Here is a 21293-nt window from a genome sequence, read left to right on the forward strand (position 1 = left end):
GCCCCACGCCCTCGCCCGAAAAGGGTGACGTGCACCACGTCGAGCCCGTCGTGCACTGCCACGATGAGCGATGCGACGCCGCCCGTACCCGACCCCGGGGATCCGCCCCGGTCACCCGGATCCCGCGCCGTCATCAGACGGGTGCGAGGTGCGACATGGCCAGTGACCGAAACGCCGACGGGCGCGACGACTTCGCGGCGCCGGATGCGGTGGCGCCGGAGTTCGTCGTCCGACGAAACCGCGGCCGCGACGCGCGCACCCGCGCACCCCGCTCGCAGCAGGGGCCGTGGCTTCCGGGCGCGGACCGCCCCGACCCGGTCGCGCTGCTCGAGGGGCAGGCCACGACCCGCGATCTCGACATCGTGCCCCTGCGATACGAGCGGATGTCCGCCTCGCCGTTCGCCTTCTTCCGGGGCTCCGCACTGCTGATGGCGTCGGACCTCGCCACCGCGGCGCATACCGGCATCACGGTGCAGCTGTGCGGCGACGCCCACCTGTCGAACTTCGGCCTGTTCGGCACGCCGGAGCGTCGGCTGCTCTTCGACATGAACGACTTCGACGAGACGTTCCCCGGGCCGTTCGAGTGGGACCTGAAGCGGCTGGCGACGAGCTTCGCGGTGGCCGGACGCCATCGCGGATTCACGGCGGCCGAGATCGAGGCGTGCGTCCGCGCCTCGGTCATCGGGTATCGGAAGACCATGCGGCGAGCGGCCGACGCCCCGGTGCTCGACGCCTGGTACGAACGGTTCGATGCCGACAGCGCACGCAGACGCATCCGTGCCGAACGAGACCGGCGACGCGTAGACGACGAGACGGTCGCGCGGCTTGACGCGGCCGTGAAGAAGGCGCGCAAGCGCCACCGGATGCGCTCGTTCGCGAAACTGGTGCAGGTCGTGGACGGCCAGCTGAGGATCATCCCGAACCCGCCGCTGGTGACGCCGGTCGAAGATCTCCTTCCCGGAGCCGTTCAGGATCTCGACGAGGTCGGCATCATGCGCGATCTCCTCGCGGCGTATCAGGACACGCTGCCGGGCGACCGGCATCCGATCTCCGAGTACCGCTACCGACACATGGCCAGGACGGTCGGCGGGATCGGCAGCGTCGGCACGCGCGCCTGGATCATCCTCCTCAGCGGCAGAGACGACAGAGATCCCCTGCTGCTGCAGGCGAAGACCGCACAGCCGTCGGTGCTCGAACGGTTCCTCGGCCCGGGCACCCACGACAGTGAGGGAGAACGGGTCGTGCGCGGGCAACGGCTCATGCAGGCAGCCAGCGACCTCTTCCTCGGCTGGCAGCGGGTGACCGGCACCGACGGCGTGACGCGCGACTTCTATGTGCGCCAGCTCCACGACTGGAAGGGCGGGATCGATCCGGAGACGATGACCCCGAGAGGGGCTGCGCTCTACGCGCGCATCTGCGGCGAGACCCTCGCACGCGGGCACGCGAGGAGCGGAGACCGCCTCGAGGTCGCCGGCTACCTCGGCCGGGGCCGGGCGTTCGAAGAGGCGATCTGCTCCTTCGCCGACGCCTACGCCGATCAGAACGAGGAGGACTACGCGACCTTCCTCGCTGCCCGCGCCTCCGGGCGACTGCCGACGATGGGCACCGGGGAGCCGGGACGGTGAGCGCCTCCGCACGGACAGCGAGGTCCCGCGTCGAGCAACGGCGCCCCGATCTGCTCTTCAGCGGGGCATCCGGGTATGCGGTCGTCGCCGCCCTGGTCGTCGTGTCGTATGCGCTGTGCGCCGCGCAGCGTGGCGCCAACCCGAGCCCGTGGGCCTTCCTGGTGACCCTCATGACGGTCGCCGTGGTCTTCCGGGTCACCGCCGCGCCCCGCATGGTGCAGCACGTTGCGTGGGTGATCCTGTCGGCCGCCGGGGTGGCCACGATCGTGGCGACACTCCTCGGCGCGAGCGGCCACATCCTCGACATCGCGTTCTCCGCCGCGACGATGATCGCGCTGCTCGCATCCCCCGTCGCGATCATCGGGGACCAGGTGAAGCGCCGCGGGCTCAATGCCGAGGCACTGCTGGCGGCCGTCACCGCTTATGTGCTGGTCGGCCTGTTCTTCACCTTCGTCTTCAATCTGCTCTCCCTCGTCTCCTCCGCGCCGATGTTCGGCGGCCCCGACGACGACTCCCTCGCCAACCAGCTCTTCTTCTCCTTCACGACGCTCACGACCACCGGCTACGGCAACCTCATTCCCGCGAATGCGGCGTCTCAGGCGGTCGCCGTCGCCGAAGCGATCACCGGTCAGCTGTTCCTCATCACAGCCGTCGCGCGCATCATGCGCGGCGCCGGCACGATCGCCGCCGCCCCCGCTGCACCGTCGAAGGAGTCGTCATGAAGAGATGGGGCGTCATCGCCGTCCTCGGATCCGCCCAGTTCGTGATGGTCCTCGACGGCACCGTGATGAACGTCTCGATCTCGACCGTGGTCACCGACCTCGACACCACCGTCGCGGCGATGCAGGGCGCCATCACCTTCTACACGCTCACGATGGCCGCATTCATGCTGCTGGGCGCGAAGCTCGGCGACGTGTGGGGGCGCCGCAGGGCGTTCGTGATCGGGTCGTGCGTATACGCCGCCGGCTCGCTGATCACGGCACTCAGTCCGAACGTGCAGTTCCTGTTCCTCGGCTGGTCGATCATCGAAGGACTCGGTGCCGTGCTCGTCATCCCGGCGATCGCGGCGCTCGTCGCGGACAACTATGTCGGTCGCGAGCGGATCACCGCCTTCGCGATCATCGGCGCCGTCTCCGGCGCGGCCGTCGCTGCCGGGCCGCTGATCGGCGGATTCGTGACGACGTACCTCGACTGGCGCTATGTCTTCGTCGCCGAGGTCTTCATCATGATCGGCGTGGTGCTGTGCGCGCGGATCGTCACGGATCCGACGCCGAGGCAGAGTGTGCGCATCGACATCCTCAGCGTCGCGCTCTCTTCGCTCGGACTCGTGGCCGTGGTGTTCGGCATGCTGCAGAGCAAGACGTGGGGGTGGGTCCTTCCCCTGAATCCGCCCGTCGTCGGCGGTGTCGTCATCGCGCCGCTGGGCATCTCCCCCGCCGCATGGCTGATCGTGCTCGGGGTCGTCCTGCTCGCGCTGTTCCTCTCCCGGCAGCGGCGCCTCGAACGCAGCGGCCGCGCGCCGCTCGTGCATGTCGGGATGTTCGCGATCCGCTCCCTCCGCAGCGGGCTGTCGGTGCTCGGCGCGCAGTACGCGGTGACGGCCGGCCTGTTCTTCATGGTGCCGGTGTACCTGCAGATGACGCTCGGTCTCGACGCTCTGGAGACCGGCATCCGGATCTTCCCGCTGTCGATCGCCCTCGTGCTGTTCTCCATCGTCGGCACCCGGCTCTCGCGCATGCTGTCTCCGCGCACGATCGTGCGGATCGGTCAACTGGTGCTCGTCGTCAGCGCGCTCATCCTGCTCGGTTCCGCCACCAGCGATCTGCGCAGCGGATTCTTCGCCACCGGGATGTTCCTCGCCGGCGCGGCGCTCGGTCTGCTCGCCTCGCAGCTCGGCAACGTGAACATGTCGAGTGTGACCGAGAAGGAGACGAGCGAGGTCGGCGGCCTGCAGGGAGTGTTCCAGAACCTCGGCTCGTCGCTGGGAACGGCGCTCATCGGCTCGATCCTCATCGGGGCGCTGTCGACGTCGTTCGCCTCGGGGGTGGCGGCGAGCGACCTGCCCGACGCCACGAAGACGACCGTGGCAGCCGCGACGGAGCACGGCGTGACGATCGTGCCCGCCGCGGACGTCGCCGCCATCGCCGAAAAAGCCGGCCTGAGCGACGCGGATGCCGACACCCTCGCGACGGTCTACCGCGACTCTCAGCTGTCGTCGCTGCGCATCGCCTTCTTCGGGCTGATCCTGATCAGCCTCTTCTCGCTGCTCTTCTCGAAGGGGATACCGAGCGCGAAGGACGTGCATCGACCCCGGCGGGAGACGACGGTCTGAGGCCTGAGCGGGCGCGAGGAGGGGCCATCCGCAAGGATGAACACCATGACGACCGTCTCCGCGCCGCGCATCGAACACCACCGGGAGCCACTCGGCACCGGCGAATCCCGCCCGCGACTGAGCTGGACGCTCAGCGACGCTCCCCGGGCTTGGAGCCAGCAGGCGTACGCGATCACCGTGGTCGGCCCCGCGGGAGAGGAAACCGTCGAGGTCGCCTCCGCCGAGCAGGTGCTGGTGCCCTGGCCGAGCCGCGCGCTCGATTCTCGGGATCGCGTCGCCGTGCGCGTCGCGGTGCAGGGTGCCGATGGCAACTGGTCTGACCCGAGCCCGGAGACGTGGCTGGAGACGGGCCTGCTGCACCCGGAGGACTGGTCCGCGAGGCCGGTCGGGCTGGAGCTCGACGAGAACCCGGAGAGCGATGCCCGTCGGGCGACTCTCGTGCGGCGGGGATTCCTCATCGACGGCGAGATCGCCCGCGCGCGGCTGTACGCCACCGCGCACGGCCTCTACGACGCCGAGATCAACGGCATCCGCGTCGGCTCCGACACCCTCTCACCGGGCTGGACGGTCTATCGCGAGCGACTCCGCTACTACACGTACGACGTGACGGACCTGCTGCGCGACGGCGAGAACGCGCTCGGAGCCTGGCTCGGCGACGGCTGGTACCGAGGTCGACTCGGTTGGCGGGGCGGTCGCCGCAACATCTTCGGCGGGGACCTGTCGTTCCTCGGCCAGCTGGAGATCACCTACACCGACGGAACACGTCAGACCCTCGCGACGGACGACACCTGGAAGGGCGCGCCCTCCCCGATCCTCCGTTCCGGCATCTACGACGGGGAGGACCACGACGGGCGGCAGGAGGTGCCGGGCTGGTCGACCGCCGCATTCGACGACAGCGGCTGGATGCCGGTCACCGTGCGCGCTCGCGACCCGCGCACCCTCGTGGTGCCGACCGGACCGCCCGTCCGAGTGACCGAAGACGTCGCGCCCATCGCCGTGCTCACCTCACCGCGAGGCGCGCGCATCCTCGACTTCGGTCAGAACCTGGTCGGACGGGTGCGCATCCGCGTCACGGGACCACGGGGCTCGACCGTCACACTCCGCACGGCCGAGGTGCTGCAGGAAGGCGAGATCTACACGCGTCCCCTGCGCAGCGCCCGAGCCACCGACCACTACACGCTGACCGGGCGCCCCGACGGCGAGGAGTGGGAGCCGCGGTTCACGTTCCACGGCTTCCGCTACGTCGAGGTCGACGGATGGCCGGGCGACCTCGATGCGGACGCCGCCGCCGGCGCGCTCACCGCGCGCGTGCTGCACACCGACCTCGAGCGCACCGGCTGGTTCGCCTGCTCGGACCCGCTGGTCGAGCAGCTGCACCGCAACGTCGTCTGGGGCATGCGGGGCAACTTCGTCGACATCCCGACCGACTGTCCGCAGCGCGACGAGCGCGTCGGGTGGACGGGCGATATCCAGGTGTTCGGCCCGACCGCGTCGACGCTGTTCAACGTCTCGGGAATGCTCTCCGGCTGGCTGCGCGACGTGGAGGCGGACCAGCTGCCCGACGGGACGGTCCCCTGGTTCGTCCCCGTCATCCCGACCCACAAGGTGTGGGATCCGATCCGGCCCGGCGCCGCGTGGGGTGACGTCGCGACCCTGCTGCCCTGGACTCTCTTCCAGCGCTTCGGCGACGTCGGTGTTCTGGCTGCCCAGTTCGAGAGCGCCCGGCGATGGGTCGACAAGATCGAATCGGTCGCCGGCCCCGACCGGCTGTGGAACGAGGGCTTCCAGTTGGGCGATTGGCTCGACCCCGCAGCTCCTCCGCAGGACCCGGGCAATGGGCGAACCGACCGCTATCTGGTCGCGACCGCCTACTTCGCGCGATCGGCGCGCGCCGTCGCCGACATGGCTCGCGTGCTCGACCGCTCAGCGGATGCGGACCGGTACGCCGCTCTCGCCGCGGAGGTCGCAGCAGCCTTCCGTGCCGCATACGTGAAGCCCGACGGCACGATGCCCTCGGATGCGCAGACCGCCTACGCGCTCGCCATCGCGTTCGACCTGCTCCCTGACCCTGCCCAGCGCGCGAAAGCGGGTGATCGTCTCGCCGAACTCGTCCATGCCGACGGCAACCGCATCGCGACGGGCTTCGTGGGCACTCCCCTCGTGTGCGACGCCCTCACCCTCACCGGCCACGTCGATACCGCATACGACCTGCTGCTCGAGAAGGACTGCCCGTCATGGCTGTATCAGGTCGTGCACGGCGCGACGACGATCTGGGAGCGGTGGGATGCACTGCTTCCGGACGGTTCGGTCAACCCCGGGACCATGACCTCGTTCAACCACTACGCGCTGGGAGCGGTCGCCGACTGGCTGCACCGCAGTGTCGCCGGGCTCGCCCCCGCCGAGCCCGGCTACCGACGCATCTGGTTCGCGCCCCTGCCAGGGGGCGGGCTGACCCATGCGTCGGCGACACAGCTCACCCCGTACGGCAAGGCGTCGATCTCGTGGCGCGTCGAGCAGGACGAACTTCAGGTCGACCTCGTCGTGCCCGTCGGTGCGACCGCCGAGCTCGACCTTCTGGGCTCGGACGTCGAGGAACTCGGGCACGGCTCCCATACGCGCTCGGTGCCGTTGTCGGGGTGACTGCCGGCCGTGAGCCGAAGGTCAGCCGTCAGTCGACTGCCGCACGACCAGCTCGGGGCGGAACCGCACCCGGCGCTCATACTCGCCGTCGGGATCACTGATCGACCGCAGCAGCAGCTCGACCGCGGTGCGTCCGATGAGCTGGGCGGGCTGGCGCACCGACGTCAACGGCACGACGGCGGCGGTCGCGAAGTCGATGTCGTCGTAGCCGACCAGCGCGATGTCCTCCGGCACCCGGATCGTGCGCAAGAGGGTCAGCGCCTGCAGCATCCCCACCGCGAGCAGGTCATTCGCCGCGAAGACCGCATCCGGACGCTCTCCCACGGCACGCGCGGCGATCTCCTCGCCGGCAGCGCGTCCGTGCAGCACCGTGAGCGCCGGCATCCGGATCACCTCGAGCGTCGCATCGGAGACCTCGGCGACCGCTCGGCGAGCGCCTTCGAGGCGCTGGGCGACCTGGGTGATCCCCTCGGGGCCACCCACGAAAGCGAGACGACGCCGTCCGATCTGCAGGAGATGCCGGGCAGCGAGGAATCCCCCCTCGACGTCGTCGACCGACACCGAGCAGAACGCCGACCCCGGCACCTCACGGTCGACCAAGACCACCGGGATGCCCGACGCCTGCACGCGCAGCAGCTTGTCGCTGTCTTCGGATGCGGGGGTTATCAGCACACCGTTCACCCGCTGCTCGCGGAAGAGGTCGAGGTAGCTGTCCTCCCGCGAGGGGTTCTCGTCGCTGTTGCCGAGCAGTACGGCGAGGGCGTCGTCGTCGGCGCGCGCTTCGGCGCCACGGGCGACGTCGGCGAAGAACGGGTTGCCCGCGTCCGGCACGATCAGCCCGATGCTGCGGCTGCGACCGGCGCGCAGCTGGCGGGCTGCATCGTTGCGCACGAAACCGAGCTCGGCGATCACCGCCTGCACCCGCTCGACCGTCGTCGCCGCGACTTTGTCCGGTTGGTTCAGGACGTTCGACACCGTTCCGACGGACACACCTGCCGCCGCTGCGACGTCGCGCACACTCACTGCCACTGCTGCTCCTCGTCGCTTCGGATGCTGTCCGCAGTGTACGGCAATCGATCGTCGAGGCTCCGGCTTGACGGGCAGCCGGAGCCCTGCGTAGCATGAGTATTGAAACGATTCAGACCTTCCCGTCACCACGGCAGAGGAGCCCCATGACGCGCGTCGCCTTCCAGCTGCAGATCCGTGCCGAGCTGCTCGACGAGTACCTCGCTCGGCATTCTCCGGTGTGGCCGGAGATGCTGGCCGAGATCGCCGCCGCCGGGCGCCGCAACTACACACTGTTCCTCGGCTGTCACGGCACCCTCATCGGCTACTACGAAACCGATGACGATGCCGCCGCCCAGGCGTACCTCGCCGCCTCTCCGGTCGCCGCGCGCTGGGAGGCCGAGATGAGCCGGTTCTTCCAGGGCCTCGACGGTCGGCCCGACCAGGCCGCCACCGCACTCACCGAGGTGTTCCACCTCGAAGACCAGCTCGCCACCGCCGGCGGGCACGCAGCATCCGACGACGACTCCACCCCCGCCACCGACTCAGAAAGCAGTGCATCGTGAGCATCCTCTCCCCCGACCACCTCGCAACCCTCGAGAAGCAGGGCATCGAACTGCCCAGCTGGGCGTTCGGCAACTCGGGCACCCGGTTCAAGGTGTTCGGCACCCCCGGCACCCCGCGGGATCCGTTCGAGAAGATCGCCGATGCGGCGCAGGTACAGAAGTACACCGCCCTCGCCCCCTCGGTCGCGCTGCACATCCCGTGGGACCTCGTCGACTCGTACGACGATCTGCGTAAGCACGCCGAAGACCTGGGCGTCACGCTCGGCACCATCAACTCCAACACCTTCCAGGACGACGAGTACAAGTTCGGCGCCCTCACGCACGAAGACGCAGGCGTCCGCCAGAAGGCCATCGACCACCACCTCGCCTGCATCGACGTGATGGACGCCACCGGCAGCCGCGACCTCAAGATCTGGCTGGCCGAGGGCTCGAACTACCCGGGCCAGGCTGACCTCCGCGGCCGGCAGGACCGCCTGCAGGAGTCGCTGCAGAAGATCTATGCGCGTCTCGGCGAAGACCAGCGCCTGGTGCTCGAGTACAAGTTCTTCGAGCCGGCTTTCTACCACACCGATGTTCCCGACTGGGGCACGTCCTACGCGCAGGTCAGCGCCCTCGGCGACAAGGCCATGGTCTGCCTCGACACGGGTCACCACGCGCCCGGGACGAACATCGAGTTCATCGTGATGCAGCTGCTGCGCCTCGGCAAGCTCGGCTCGTTCGACTTCAACTCGCGCTTCTACGCCGACGACGACCTGATCGTCGGCGCGGCCGATCCGTTCCAGCTGTTCCGCATCCTGTTCGAGGTCATCCGCGGTGGCGGCCTCAACAACCCCGATGTGGCATTCATGCTCGACCAGTGCCACAACGTCGAGGACAAGATCCCCGGCCAGATCCGCTCCGTGCTCAATGTGCAGGAGATGACCGCCCGCGCGCTGCTCGTCGACCACGATGCGCTCACCGCCGCGCAGAAGTCGGGCGACGTGCTCGCCGCGAACGCCGTCTTCATGGATGCGTTCTACACCGACGTGCGCCCGGCCCTGGCCGAGTGGCGCGAGTCGCGCGGTCTGGCCGCCGACCCGATGGCCGCCTACGCTGCGTCCGGCTACCAGCAGAAGATCGCCGCCGACCGCGTCGGCGGCGTGCAGGCCGGCTGGGGCGCCTGACCACACCCGTCGACAGCGGGGAATGCACGGCGTATCTTCGGAGCATGCCGGCCCTTCGCAGGTCACGCGCCCGTCGGTCGCTCCCCTTCCTGGGAGCGACCGCGGCGCTCGGCGTGATCATCGCGTCGGGCGCCTCGACTGCCACTGCCGCACCGGGGTCGCCGGGAGTCATGGGAGCGCCGACCGTAGTGCTGTATGAGGGCTTCGAGGGCCCCGTGCCTCCGGCGACACCGGAGTTCGTGCAGACGATCGCGGACTATGACGACGGCATCGCCCCGCCGGTGCCGGGATACGTCGGCCGCAACGGGGAGCTGTACCGGGCCGACCCGGCCTGGAACGGCCAATTCTGCAACGGGCTCATCGTCGCCGGTGATGACGTCTCGACCCTTCCCACGGCCTCCCAGGCGGCGGACTGCCAGCAGAGCGGGTGGAACCAGTCGCGCGGTCTCGCCGAGACGCTGGGTGCGTGGGCATCCGATCCGGAGTACCCGTATCCCGCAGTGCCCCGCCCCGAACCCGGAGCGAACCACGCGGTGAGTTCCTACACGCAGGGCGACTCGCCGGCCGGAGTGATGGCCGCGACCGTGGTGCCGGTGACCGTCGGGCACTACTACACGGCGACCATCGATGTGGCCCAGGCGAACTGCTGGACCACGAACCCCGTCAACCTGGCACTGAGCCTGGACGACGGCGCGTCCGCTCCGGTCGACGCCTTTCCCGGCCCGATCGCCGCGTGCGATCTGCCCGTCCATCAGATCAACGGGAACAACGTGGGGACCTTCAGCGGACTCACCTCGCTGCTGGCGCGGTCGACGAGCATGGAGGTGGCGCTGCTCAACACCCTGGGTGGAGGCGGTGGCGATGACAACGCCTTCGACAACCTCGCCCTCATCGACACGACTCCGCAGCTCGATGCGGTGATCGCGGCGCCCCCGAGCGGCGACGCCTACGCCGCCGACCAGCCGGCCCGCCTGCTGCTCACCGTCACCAATACGCATCTCGCAGGATCGCCCATCGTGCCCAGCGGGGCGAAACCGGAATGGAGCTTCGACCTCGCCCTGCCCGCTGGTCTCGTTCCCGCGGACGACCCCGCCATCGAGACGGATTGCCCGAACGGCGCGCTCGACGTGACGTCGGCGAGCATCGTCGGTCGCGGCAGCCTCGGACCGACGGACGTCTCGTGCTCGCTCGCGCTGGACCTCGTGTCGTCCGGGGGCGAGTACGTCCTCGATCCGGTCGCATACGAACTCACCGGGCTGCTCGCGCCCGCAGCGACATCGGTGGGCTTCGCCGCCGCACCGGCCACGCCCGATCCTTCGCCGACGGGCGGCCCCGTCCTGGCGGACAGCGGGTCCGAGCCCCTTCCGGCGCTCCTGTCCGGCATGCTCGCGGTGGCGCTCGGAGCTGCACTGATCCACCTGTCCGTCGCGGCTCGTCGACGTCGCACCCGATAGCGTCGGCCTCGCGCGCACCGGATAGATTCCTCCCATGGCTCTTTCCGGCAATCTCGAGGCGCAGCGCCGCCGAGACGAACTCGTCGAACTCGCGAACAGCCCTCAGGGCGTCATGATCGAGGCCGCTGCCGAGCTCTTCTCCGTGTCGTCGATGACGATCCGGCGCGACCTCCTCGAGCTGGAGGCCGAGGGGCGCGTGCGGCGCGTGCGCGGCGGGGCGACCGCGGCTCCGCGAGCTCGCCCGTTCGATGCGCGGCGGGCCATCCGCGCGAGCGCGAAGCGGGCGATCGCCGAGAAGGCGCTCCGGCTCGTTCCCGCTCAGGGCAGCATCGCGCTCGACGCCTCCTCGACGGTCAACATGCTCGCCTCGATCGTCGGCCCGAGAGCCGGACTCACGGCGTACACGAACTCGTTCGAGTCGTTCCAGCTCCTGCAACCACTCGACGGCGTGACGGCGGTGATCTCCGGCGGGACCGCCGAGCCGACCACGGGCAGCCTCGTCGGACCGATCGCGCGCCGGAGCATGCGATCGGTGTACTTCGACATCTTCTTCTCGTCGGCAGATGCACTCGACAGCACCGACGGCACCTCGGAGGTGTCGGTCGACGAGGCGGAGTTGAAGCAGGCGATGGCCGCGAACGCCGGCACCACGGTGGTGTGCCTCGACTCCAGCAAGCTCGAGCGCCGTTCCGTCGCCCGCACACTGGAACGCGAGGAGATCTCGGTGCTCATCACGGAACTCGACCCGGGAGACGAGCGCCTCAACGCCTTCCGGCAGACCGCCGACATCCTCTGACCACTTCGCACTGACGTGGTTTCATGTTATCTTTCACAAGAAGTAACAGCATGAGTGCACATGGTCGTGTGCATCGCCCCTGTCTTGGAGAGTCATGACGAACCCCACTGCCGCCGCCCTGATCGCTCGGTCGAACCGCCTCGGCGCCGACCCCAAGAACACGAACTACGCCGGCGGGAACACCTCCGCCAAGGGCACCGAGACCGACCCCGTGACGGGGCAGCCCGTCGAGCTCATGTGGGTGAAGGGCTCGGGTGGCGACCTCGGCACCCTGAAGGAGAGCGGCCTCGCTGTGCTGCGCCTCGACCGCATGCGCGCTCTGGTCGACGTGTACCCCGGCATCGACCGGGAAGACGAGATGGTCGCCGCGTTCGACTACTGCCTGCACGGCAAGGGCGGCGCCGCCCCCTCGATCGACACCGCGATGCACGGGCTCGTCGACGCCGCGCACGTCGACCACCTGCACCCCGACTCCGGCATCGCGATCGCGACGGCCACCGACGGAGAGGCGCTGACCGCGACCATCTTCGGCGACAAGGTCGTGTGGGTTCCGTGGCGTCGCCCCGGCTTCCAGCTCGGACTCGACATCGCCGCGATCAAGAAGCAGAACCCGCAGGCGATCGGCACCATCCTCGGCGGCCACGGCATCACGGCCTGGGGCGACACCTCGGAAGAGGCCGAGGCCAACTCGCTGTGGATCATCGACACCGCGGCCGCATACATCGCCGAGCACGGCAAGGCTCAGCCGTTCGGCGGCGTCCGCTCCGGTTTCGAGGCTCTGGCCGCGACCGAGCGCCGCGAGCGCGCAGCGGCCCTCGCCGGCACCGTCCGCGGCATCGCATCGACCGACAAGCCGATGGTCGGACACTTCACCGACGCCGACGTGGTCCTCGACTTCCTGGCATCCGAGAAGGCGCCCGAACTCGCCGCTCTCGGCACCAGCTGCCCCGATCACTTCCTGCGCACCAAGGTCAAGCCGCTGATCCTCGACCTGCCGGCCACGGCCTCCGCCGAGGAGCAGATCGCCCGTCTGCACGAGCTGCACGAGCAGTACCGCGCCGACTACCAGGCCTACTACGACGCGCACGCCACCGCCGAGTCGCCCGCGATCCGCGGAGCCGATCCGCTCATCGTTCTGATCCCCGGCGTGGGCATGTTCTCGTACGGCGCCAACAAGCAGACCGCCCGGGTCGCCGGCGAGTTCTACGTCAACGCGATCAACGTGATGCGCGGCGCCGAGGCGCTGTCGACCTACGCGCCGATCTCGGATGCCGAGAAGTTCCGCATCGAGTACTGGGCACTGGAAGAGGCCAAGCTGCAGCGCCTGCCGAAGCCGAAGACACACCAGGGCCGCATCGCGTTCGTCACCGGCGCCGCCTCCGGCATCGGCAAGGCCATCGCCACCCGTCTCGCCGCCGAGGGCGCCTGCGTCGTGATCGCCGACCTCGACCTCGAGAAGGCCCAGGCCGCCGCCGCGGAACTCGGGAACACGGATGTCGCGATCGGCGTCGCCGCGAACGTCGCGGATGCCGATGCCGTGCAGGCCGCGCTGAACGAGGCGGTGCTCGCATTCGGCGGCGTCGACCTCGTCGTGAACAACGCCGGGCTCTCGCTCTCGAAGCCGCTGCTGGAAACCACCGAGAAGGACTGGGATCTGCAGCACGACGTCATGGCCAAGGGCTCGTTCCTCGTGTCGAAGGCCGCCGCGCGCGTGCTCATCGATCAGAAGCTCGGCGGCGACATCATCTACATCTCGTCGAAGAACTCGGTCTTCGCCGGTCCGAACAACATCGCCTACTCCGCGACCAAGGCCGACCAGGCCCACCAGGTGCGCCTGCTCGCGGTCGAGCTCGGCGAGTTCGGCATCCGCGTGAACGGCATCAACCCCGACGGCGTCGTGCGCGGCTCCGGCATCTTCGCCTCGGGCTGGGGCGCGAACCGCGCAGCGACCTACGGTGTCGCGGAAGAGGACCTCGGCCAGTACTACGCCAACCGCACGATCCTCAAGCGCGAGGTCGTCCCCGAGAACGTCGCCGACGCGGTCTACGTCCTGACGGGCCCCGAGCTCAGCCGCACCACGGGCTTGCACATCCCCGTCGACTCCGGCGTCGCCGCGGCGTTCCTGCGATGACTCCCGTCCGTCGAGTGCACGGCTTCGCGCCGAGTGCACGCGTTGTTCACGTCGACCGGCCGTGCACTCGGGCGGATGCCGTGCACTCGACGAACGGAGAACCCCGATGAGCGTCCGCGCGGTCGCGGCGGTCGACCTCGGCGCGACCAGCGGGCGCGTGATGATCGGGCGGATCGGCGACGGGAAACTCGACCTCGAGCTCGTGTCGCGGTTCCCGAACGGACCGGTCGAGCGCGCAGACGGACTGCACTGGAACTTCGGCGCCCTGTACGAGCACGTCGTGGCGGGACTCGCCGAGGCCGTGCGCCGTGAGCCGCGCATCGAGAGCATCGGCATCGACTCGTGGGCCGTCGACTACGGTCTGCTGAAAGACGGCGAGCTGCTCGCAGAGCCGTTCCACTACCGCGATGGGCGCTCTGCGCGTGGCGTCGACGAAGTGCACGCGATCGCGCCGTTCGCCGAGCTGTATCAGCGCAACGGCCTGCAATTCCTGCCCTTCAACACGCTGTACCAGTACCGCGTCGACGAACGCCTCGCCGACGCCGATACTGCGCTCCTGATCCCCGACCTCATCGCCTTCCTGCTCACCGGTGTCGCGGTGGCCGAGCGCACGAACGCCTCGACCACCGGTCTGCTGGGCGTCGAATCCGGCGACTGGGACGACGAGCTGGCCGGTCGCCTCGGCATCCCGTCGCGCATCCTGCCGCCGCTCGTCGATCCCGGCACGACCATCGGCCGCCTTCGGCCCGAGCTCGTGGCGACCATCGGCATCGACCTGCCCGTGATCGCGGTCGGCTCGCACGACACCGCATCGGCCGTCGTCGCCGCTCCCCTGTCGACACCGCACTCCGCGTACATCTCCTGCGGAACGTGGGGCCTGGTCGGCGTGGAGCTCACGGAGCCGGTGCTGACGGATGCCGCTCGCACCGCGAACTTCACCCACGAACTCGGCGTGGACGGTCGCTATCGGTTCCTGCACAACGTCACGGGGCTCTGGCTCCTCAGCGAGACCGTGCGCGCCTGGGAGGCCGAAGACGGTTCACGCATCGATCTGCCGGAGCTGCTCGCCGCGGCATCCGAGGTCGCCGACGAGGTGCCGGTGTTCGATGCGAACGACTCGTCGTTGAGTGCGCCCGGCGACATGCCAGGGCGGATCGCGGCAGTCCTCGGCGACCATGCCCCGAGCTCACGACCGGCGTTCACCCGTTCGATCGTGGAGTCGATCGCCGCGGCCTTCGCGGACGCCGTGCAGACGGCCGCGGACCTCTCGGGCCGCGAACTCGACAGCATCCATCTCGTGGGCGGCGGATCGCTCAACCGACTCCTGTGCCAGGCCACGGCCGACCGCACGGGGTTGCCGGTGCTCGCGGGTCCGGTCGAGGCGACGGCTCTCGGCAACGTGCTCGTCCAGGCCCGGGCCCTCGGCGCCGCACCCGCGTCGCTCGAGGAGCTGCGCGCCGTGGTCGCCGCGACGCACGCTCCGACGCGCTTCGACCCGCGCTGACCCGCGCCGACCCGCGCTCGCGCTCCGCGGGGTCCACGCCTCGGGCGGAGTTCTCGCCGTCGGGCGGACGATCGCGGGGCTGACCTCCGCCCATCGCCGAGAAGTCCGCCCGACGCCGAGGCGTACGCGAAGAGACCCCGGGGCGTACGCGAAGAGGACCCGAGCCGCACGTGAAGAGGGCGCCGGAGCCGAAGCCCCGACGCCCTCTCGCGAGGCGACTCAGAAGTCGAAGTCGCCGATGTTGTCCGCGTTGAACACGAACGGGTCTCCCAGCAGGACCACGCCGTCGGCGCCGACCTCGTACTCGCCGAGGTCACCGGCCTCGAAGGTGTCGCCCTCCTTGCCGGTGATGTCGCCCTCGACCAGTGCCTTGGCCGCGAAGGCCGATAGGTAGCCGAGGTCGGCCGGGTTCCACAGCGCGAACGAGGTGACGGTGCCATCCTCCACGTACTCGCGCATCTGGTTCGGCGTGCCGAGCCCGGTCAGCGCGACCTTGCCCTTGTAGTCCGACGTGGAGAGGTAGCGCGCCGCTGCCGCGATACCGACCGTGGTCGGCGAGACGATGCCCTTCAGCTCGGGGTGGCTCTGCAGCAGGGCCGCCGTCTTGTCGAACGACGTCTGGTCTTCGTCGTCGCCGTAGACGGTCTCGACGATCGTGATGTCGGGGTAGTCGCTCGCGACGTACTCCTTCATCAGCTCGATCCAGGCGTTCTGGTTCGTGGCGTTGGCCGATGCCGACAGCACGGCGATCTCGCCCGCTCCGCCGATCTGCTCGGCGATCTGATCGATCTGCACCTTGGCGATTCCCTCGGAGTCGGCCTGGTTGATGAACAGGTCGCGGCACTCGGGGTTGGTGTCGGAGTCGAAGGTGACGACCTTCACTCCGGCGTCCCGTGCCTCGTTGAGCGCGTCACAGATGGCCTTCGGGTCGTTCGCCGAGACGACGAGCGCGCCGACCGCCTGCTGCGTGGCGGTGTTGATGTAGCTCACCTGGGCGTCGGGCGTGGCCTCGGCCGGGCCGACCTCGGCAAACGTGCCGCCGAACTCCTCGACGGCCTTCTTGCCACCCTCGCTGGAGGTGTCGAAGTACGGGTTTCCGAGGTTCTTGGGCAGGAACGTGATCGACAGGTTGTCGGATCCGCCGCCCTCGCCGGAGCCTGCGTCGCCCGACCCGCTGCCGGTGTCGGCGCAGCCGGTCAGCACGAGCGCTGCGGCGACGGCCACGGCGGCGAACGCCGAGACCCTCTTGCGTGCAAACGTCATTGTTCTTCCTTTCGTGATGATCGCCGTGGGCGGATGCCGACGACGAGAGGCTGCCTCATGGTGCGGGAGAGGCTGCGACGCGGAGCGGTGGCCCAGCCTTGGCACGGACGCGCTGCGCCCAGGCGAGGACGCTGGCTGCGACGACCGAGAAGATCAGCAGGCCACCGGTGATGATGTTGATGACGTCGGAGGTGACGCCGGCGAGGCGGAGACCGCTGCCGAGCACCCCGATCAGGAGCACCGCGGCGACGACGCCGTGCAGGTGCCCCCGCCCGCCGAACACCGACACCCCACCGAGGACCACGGCCGCGATGACCTGGAGCTCGAGCCCCGTAGCGTTGTCGCCGCGGGCGCTGCCGAAGCGCAGCGTGTAGAAGATGCCGGCGAACGCCGCGACCACCCCCGACAGCATGAAGAGGATGAACTTCGTCCGCTCGACGTGCACACCCGAGAACCGGGCCGCGTCCTTCGAGAGTCCGATCGCGTAGATGCCCCGGCCGAACGGGGTGAAGTGCAGCATCACGGCGAAGATCGCGAGCAGGATCAGGAACGGGATCACGATGTACGGGATGGTGGTGCCGGCGATCTTCGCCTTCGCCAGTGCCGTCCACATCTCCGGGAAGTCGGTCACGGCGGTGGTCCCGAGCAGGCCGACGGCGAGTCCGCGGAACAGCGCCAGCGTGCCGATCGTGACGGCGAGCGATGGCAGCCCGACGACCGTGACGAGAAAGCCGTTGAACGCTCCGCCGATGACACCGACCGCGAGAGCGGCCAGGGCGGCGACCTCGAACGGTGCGCCCGACTCGGTGAGCACACCCGTGACGACGCTGGCGAGGCCCACCATCGAACCGACCGAGAGGTCGATCTCGCCGGTGATCATGACGAGGGTCATCGGCAGGGCGATCAGCAGGATCGGGGCGACGTCGAGCAGCAGGTAGTTGACGGTGATGGGCTGCGCGAACCCGCGGATCGACACGACGGACACGAGCACGACCAGCACGAGCAGACCGATCGTCGCGAACTCGCGGTTGATGAGGATGCGTCGCCACAGGGGCCGGTCGTAGTCCCGGATCACCCGGACCCCGGAGGTGGTGGTCGTGGTCATGATTCGTCCCTTGCCTCGATGAGCTGCCGTTTCTGTCGTACGGCGAGCAGCCGGTCGAGCACGATCGCTCCGATGATGAGCACGCCCACCACGGCGCGCTGCCAGAAGTCGGGGATGCCGAGGATGGGCAGCGCCCGGTTGATGGTCATCAGCAGCATCGCGCCGATGGCCGCACCCCACACGGAGCCGACGCCGCCGGTGATCGCGATGCCGCCGATGACGGCCGCACCCACAGCATCCAGCTCCCAGCCTGAGCCGACCTGCGAGCTCACCGATCCGTACCGCGTCACATAGAACACACCCGCGAGTCCGGCCAGAGCTCCCGAGAGCACGAACGCGCTGAGCACCCGTCGGGTGGTCTTGAGGCCGTAGAGTTCGGCGGCTCCCGGGTCGGATCCGATCGCGTAGTACTCGCGGCCGCCGCGGGTGTTGCGCATGTACCAGGCGGCGAGCGCCAGCACGATGATCGCGACGATGGAGAGCACCGGGATCGTGAGGATCTGCTGGGTTCCCAGGCGCAGGAAGTCCTTCGGGAGATCGGAGGGGTGCACCTGGTCACTGCCGGTCCAGAGCACGTTGATGCCGCGGTAGGCATACAGCGTGCCCAGCGTGATCACCATCGCCGGCACCTTGGCGAAAGCCACCAGCGCGCCGTTCACCAGCCCCAGGAGAGCGCCGAAGATCACGGCGGCGATGACGACGATCGGGATCGGGATGCCGGGCACGTCGATGAAGAGCCGTCCGGTCAGGAAGGCGGTGAGCCCCATGACCGAGCCGACCGAGAGATCGACGTTGCGGGTGATGATGACGATCGCCTGTCCGACGGCCACGAGCACGAGGATCGACGGCGTCAGCAGCAGGTCGCGCCACCCGTCGGCGCTGAACAGGAAGTTCGGGTTCTTCACGGTGGCCGCGACGACCACCAGGACGAGGGCGGCGAAGATGCCGAGTTCGCGCGCGCGTCCGATGCCGCCGGGCTTCTTCGCGAACGCGGGTGCCGGTGCGGCCAGTGCCGTGGTGCTCATGCGTGCTGCTCCGATGCGTGCGTGGCGGCGAACATGACGTTCTCGCTGGTGGCGTCCTCACGGTCGAGCTCGGCGGTGATCCGGCCCTCACGCATGACGAGCACGCGGTCGGCCATTCCGAGCACCTCGGGGAGCTCGGACGAGATCATCAGGATCCCCATCCCCTCACCCGCCAGCTGCGAGAGCAGCCGGTGCACCTCGGACTTGGTGCCGACGTCGATCCCTCGGGTCGGCTCGTCGATGATGAGCACTCGCGGGTCGGTAGCCAGCCACTTGGCCAGCACGACCTTCTGCTGGTTGCCGCCGGAGAGGGTGGCGGCCACGGTGTCGAGCGCGTGCGTCTTGACCTCGAGGCGAGACGCCCAGATCTTCGCCGCACGGTTCTCCATGCCGGTGGTGATCAGGCCCCACTTGGCGAGATTGCGACGGATGGCGAGGGTGATGTTGCCGCCGACGCTCGCATCGATCACGAGGCCCTGCTTGCGCCGGTCCTCCGGCACGAGGGCGAGGCCGTGGCGCATGGCGGCGGTGGGGTTGCGGCGCGGCACACCGGCGCCGAGCATCCGCACTTCGCCCTCGCGGTAGCCGTCTACACCGAACACGGCGCGGGCGACCTCGCTGCGGCCGGCGCCGACGAGTCCGGCGAGCGCGACGATCTCGCCCGCGCGCACCGTGAAGGAGATGTCGTGGAAGACGCCGGGGCTGGTGAGCCCGCGCACCTCGAGGAGCGGTTCGCCGATCTCGGCCGCCTGCTTCGGGAAGAGTTCGGTGACGTCGCGTCCGACCATCTGCCGCACGAGGTCGTCGACCGTGGTCTCGGCGATGGGCGTCGTGTCGATGTAGGCACCATCGCGCATGACGGTGACCGTGTCGCACAGGTCGAACACCTCGTCGAAGCGGTGCGAGATGAACAGGATCGCGCGGCCCTCGTCGCGCAGGCTCCGCGCGACCGCGAACAGCCGATCGACCTCGACGCCGCTGAGCGCCGCGGTCGGCTCGTCCATGATCAGCACACTGGCGTCGAGCGAGATGGCCTTCGCGATCTCGATGATCTGCTGGTCGGCGATCGAGAGGCCCTCAGTGATGCGGTCAGGATCGAGCGCGACGCCGAGGCGACGGAAGATCTGGTCGACCTCGGTGCGCATGGCCTTGCGGTCGATTCGACCGAGAGCACCCGTCGGCTGGCGACCCATGAAGATGTTCTCGGTGACCGAGAGGTCGGGGAAGAGCGTCGGCTCCTGGTAGATCACCGCGATGCCCGCGGCCTTCGACTGGGCGGTGCTCGTGAAGTCGACGTCTTCGCCGTGCAGACGGAAGTCGCCCGAGTCACGGCGGTAGAGCCCGGCCATGATCTTCACGAGCGTCGACTTGCCGGCGCCGTTCTCGCCGATGAGGGCGTGGATGGACCGCGACTGCAGCGTGAGGCTTCCGGAGCGCAGCGCGATGACGGGCCCGAAGGACTTCACGACACGGTGCAGCTCGAGCGCGGTGGGGGGAGCACTGCGGGCGGGTGCTTCGTCGACCACGGGCTTTCCTCTCCGTTGAGGGGGATGATTGTGCGGAATGAATCTACCTGAATCGATTCAGGCGGGTTTCAGGCTAGTGTATGTGATGCGAGCCTCAGGTCAAGCCCCGATGCTCGAACCGTGATCCGCCCGACGACGAGAGGAGAGCCGTGCCGGTCAGCATCCGTGATGTCGCCCTCCGCGCCGGGGTGTCCGTCGGCACCGTCTCGAACGTCCTCAACCGCCCGGAAGAGGTCTCCAGCGATTCGGTGGCGCGCGTGAGTCGGGCCATCGAGGAACTCGGGTACGTGCGCAACGACGCCGCCCGCAAACTGCGCGCCGGCATCAGCACGACCGTCGGCTTCGTGGTCCTCGACGGGCAGAACCCGTTCTACAGCGACGTGGTGCGCGGCGCCGAAGATGAGGCGTCCAGTCACGGGATCGCGATCCTCTACGGCAACACCGACGACGACCCCTCCCGTGAGAAGGTCTACCTCGACCTCTTCCGCGAGCAGCAGGTGCGTGGCCTCCTGATCGCCCCGTACGGCGATGTCATGACGCAGCTGCGCCGATTCCGGGCCAGCGGGATCGCCACCGTGCTCGTCGACAGGTTCAGCGCCGACAGTGGATTCTCCTCGGTCTCCGTCGACAGCGTCGCGGGCGGACGTCTCGCGGTGGAGCACCTCATCGAGGTGGGACGGCGCCGCATAGCCTTCGTCGGCGGCCCGTTCGACATGCGTCAGGTCACCGACCGACTCGCCGGGGCGCGCGCCGCCGCCGAGAACGCCTCCGTGCACGTCGACCTCGAAGTCGTCCCCACCTCGGCCATGACGGTGGAGGAGGGAGCCGCCGCCGGCGCGAAGCTGCTCACCCGCCCGCGCCGCGAATGGCCGGATGCGCTGTTCGCCGCGAACGACCTGCTGGCGCTCGGTCTGCTGCAGTCGCTCGTCGCCGGCGGACGAGTGCTCGTCCCGGACGAGATCGCGCTGATCGGTTTCGACGACATCCCGTTCGCCGCGGCCGCCGCGGTGCCGCTCTCATCGATCCGACAGCCCAGTCGGATGATCGGCCGCACGGCCCTGCGCATCGTGCTCGAAGAGGCCTCCGACCCGGAGAGCATCCCCCGGCAGACCGTGTTCCCGCCGGAACTGATCGTGCGGCGCTCGACCACCGGCTGAG

16 protein-coding genes are annotated in these 21293 nt (G+C 69.3%); 11 read left to right on the forward strand and 5 right to left on the reverse strand.

Features of this window, described 5'->3' with window-relative positions; translation table 11 throughout:
• The first annotated feature begins 155 nt into the window (after positions 1–155).
• Genes BQ2383_RS14990 through BQ2383_RS15005 form a run of 4 tightly spaced genes read left to right on the forward strand, consistent with a single transcriptional unit; the run spans position 156 to position 6597 of the window.
• Positions 156–1625, forward strand: coding sequence for a DUF2252 domain-containing protein (locus BQ2383_RS14990; RefSeq protein WP_091035661.1), 1470 nt, complete (start codon positions 156–158; stop codon positions 1623–1625).
• Positions 1622–2347 (forward strand): ion channel, encoded by a 726-nt coding sequence (locus tag BQ2383_RS14995; protein ID WP_091035663.1) that lies wholly within the window; start codon positions 1622–1624, stop codon positions 2345–2347. Before BQ2383_RS14990 ends, BQ2383_RS14995 begins: the two co-directional genes overlap by 4 nt.
• Positions 2344–3957: an MFS transporter gene (locus BQ2383_RS15000; protein WP_091035666.1), complete on the forward strand. Its 1614-nt coding sequence runs from the start codon at positions 2344–2346 to the stop codon at positions 3955–3957. Before BQ2383_RS14995 ends, BQ2383_RS15000 begins: the two co-directional genes overlap by 4 nt.
• A 45-nt stretch (positions 3958–4002) precedes the next feature.
• Positions 4003–6597 (forward strand): alpha-L-rhamnosidase, encoded by a 2595-nt coding sequence (locus BQ2383_RS15005; RefSeq protein WP_091035923.1) that lies wholly within the window; start codon positions 4003–4005, stop codon positions 6595–6597.
• Positions 6598–6618: 21 nt separating this feature from the next.
• Here the strand turns inward: BQ2383_RS15005 and BQ2383_RS15010 are convergent, their stop codons facing one another.
• A complete protein-coding gene (locus BQ2383_RS15010) occupies positions 6619–7626 on the reverse strand; it encodes a LacI family DNA-binding transcriptional regulator (RefSeq protein ID WP_208617676.1) in 1008 nt (335 codons plus the stop codon).
• Positions 7627–7769: 143 nt separating this feature from the next.
• Between BQ2383_RS15010 and BQ2383_RS15015 the strand changes: the two genes are divergently transcribed.
• From BQ2383_RS15015 to BQ2383_RS15040, 6 genes are all read left to right on the forward strand, one after another.
• On the forward strand, positions 7770–8168 hold the full coding sequence (locus tag BQ2383_RS15015) for an L-rhamnose mutarotase (RefSeq protein ID WP_091035669.1): 399 nt from the start codon (positions 7770–7772) through the stop codon (positions 8166–8168).
• Positions 8165–9331 carry an L-rhamnose isomerase gene (gene rhaI / locus BQ2383_RS15020; protein ID WP_091035671.1) on the forward strand — a complete coding sequence of 389 codons (1167 nt, stop codon included), beginning with the start codon at positions 8165–8167 and terminating at the stop codon, positions 9329–9331. Before BQ2383_RS15015 ends, rhaI begins: the two co-directional genes overlap by 4 nt.
• Positions 9332–9375: 44 nt before the next feature.
• Positions 9376–10785, forward strand: a complete 1410-nt coding sequence (locus tag BQ2383_RS15025; protein WP_091035674.1) for a hypothetical protein — start codon at positions 9376–9378, stop codon at positions 10783–10785.
• Between the two features lie 34 nt (positions 10786–10819).
• A complete protein-coding gene (locus BQ2383_RS15030) occupies positions 10820–11581 on the forward strand; it encodes a DeoR/GlpR family DNA-binding transcription regulator (protein ID WP_091035676.1) in 762 nt (253 codons plus the stop codon).
• Positions 11582–11675: 94 nt separating this feature from the next.
• Entirely contained in the window at positions 11676–13712 is a 2037-nt protein-coding gene (locus BQ2383_RS15035; RefSeq protein ID WP_091035679.1) for a bifunctional aldolase/short-chain dehydrogenase, read from the forward strand.
• A gap of 106 nt (positions 13713–13818) precedes the next feature.
• Positions 13819–15216 carry a rhamnulokinase gene (locus tag BQ2383_RS15040; RefSeq protein ID WP_091035682.1) on the forward strand — a complete coding sequence of 466 codons (1398 nt, stop codon included), beginning with the start codon at positions 13819–13821 and terminating at the stop codon, positions 15214–15216.
• A gap of 219 nt (positions 15217–15435) precedes the next feature.
• Here BQ2383_RS15040 and rhaS read toward each other — a convergent pair whose 3' ends face one another.
• Genes rhaS through BQ2383_RS15060 form a run of 4 tightly spaced genes read right to left on the reverse strand, consistent with a single transcriptional unit; the run spans position 15436 to position 20135 of the window.
• On the reverse strand, positions 15436–16479 hold the full coding sequence (gene rhaS / locus BQ2383_RS15045) for a rhamnose ABC transporter substrate-binding protein (RefSeq protein WP_091035684.1): 1044 nt from the start codon (positions 16477–16479) through the stop codon (positions 15436–15438).
• Between the two features lie 55 nt (positions 16480–16534).
• On the reverse strand, positions 16535–17584 hold the full coding sequence (locus BQ2383_RS15050) for an ABC transporter permease (protein ID WP_167381639.1): 1050 nt from the start codon (positions 17582–17584) through the stop codon (positions 16535–16537).
• The gene (locus tag BQ2383_RS15055; protein ID WP_091035687.1) at positions 17581–18609 is read right to left on the reverse strand and encodes an ABC transporter permease; all 1029 of its coding nucleotides are present in this window, start codon (positions 18607–18609) and stop codon (positions 17581–17583) included. Before BQ2383_RS15055 ends, BQ2383_RS15050 begins: the two co-directional genes overlap by 4 nt.
• Entirely contained in the window at positions 18606–20135 is a 1530-nt protein-coding gene (locus BQ2383_RS15060; protein ID WP_091035689.1) for a sugar ABC transporter ATP-binding protein, read from the reverse strand. Before BQ2383_RS15060 ends, BQ2383_RS15055 begins: the two co-directional genes overlap by 4 nt.
• A gap of 149 nt (positions 20136–20284) precedes the next feature.
• Between BQ2383_RS15060 and BQ2383_RS15065 the strand changes: the two genes are divergently transcribed.
• A complete protein-coding gene (locus tag BQ2383_RS15065) occupies positions 20285–21292 on the forward strand; it encodes a LacI family DNA-binding transcriptional regulator (RefSeq protein ID WP_091035692.1) in 1008 nt (335 codons plus the stop codon).
• Position 21293 lies beyond the last annotated feature (1 nt).

This window comes from Microbacterium oxydans (genome assembly GCF_900095745.1).
Classification (GTDB): Bacteria; Actinomycetota; Actinomycetes; order Actinomycetales; family Microbacteriaceae; genus Microbacterium; species Microbacterium oxydans_B.